This window comes from Actinocorallia aurantiaca, from assembly GCF_039533685.1.
GTDB lineage: Bacteria > Actinomycetota > Actinomycetes > Streptosporangiales > Streptosporangiaceae > Actinocorallia > Actinocorallia aurantiaca.
The window spans coordinates 1-815 of record NZ_BAAATZ010000066.1 but is presented as its reverse complement, the minus strand read 5'-3'; the positions used below and the strand labels follow the sequence as shown (position 1 = coordinate 815).

The following is an 815-nucleotide window of genomic DNA, read 5'->3' as shown; positions in this document are numbered from 1 at the left end:
GAGTGGCCGGCCCGGGACGTGAAGAAGCCCCTGGTAGGACGGGTGGTCTCTGACCTCCACACGCCCCCGACCAGAGGCTTCGCATGCTTTTCTATCGCTCTTCGCTGCCGTTGTCGCGCTCGACCCTGGATTACGTGACCAGGCTGGTCCGCCGACACCGCACGAAGCTGCGGAGCAAAGGCCGGGCCCTGCCGCCGGGGCAGCAGGCGCTCATGACGGTCGCGTATCTGAAGAACGGCGAGACGTTCGCGCAGCTCGCAGCAGGTTTCAACGTGGGGACCACGACCGCGTGGCGCTACATCAACGAGACCGTGACACTGCTGTCAGCCCGCTCGCCCAGACTCGATCGGGCGCTGGCGAAAGCCAAGAAGGACCAGCTGCGCCACCTGGTCCTGGACGGCACCCTCATCGCGATCGACCGCCTGGCCGCCGACCGGCTGTTCTACTCCGGAAAACACAAGAAGCACGGCGTGAACCTGCAGGTCATCGCCGGACCCGACGGCCAGATCGTGTGGGTGTCCGGAGCCGTCCCGGGCTCGATCCACGACCTGACCGCGGCCCGCAACTGGGGCATCATCCGCTCCCTGGCCACGTGCGGGCTACTCGTCCTGGCCGACAAAGGCTACATCGGAGCAGGACCGCACATCCTGACGCCCTACAAGGGCAAGAACAAGCCGGAGACGCAGAAGCGAGCGAACCGATCCCACGCCAAGCTCCGCGGACCCGGCGAACGCGCAAACGCGCAGCTCAAGTCATGGAAGATCCTGGCCAGGCTCCGTTGCTGCCCCCACCGCGCCGGTCATCTCGCCAAGGCC

At 66.7% G+C, this 815-nt stretch carries 1 protein-coding gene; it reads left to right on the top strand.

Annotated elements, in window-relative coordinates:
- Nucleotides 1–83: 83 nt before the first annotated feature.
- Nucleotides 84–815, top strand: a 732-nt coding sequence (locus ABD327_RS37400; protein ID WP_344458548.1) for a transposase family protein, incomplete at its 3' end; no start/stop codon positions are given.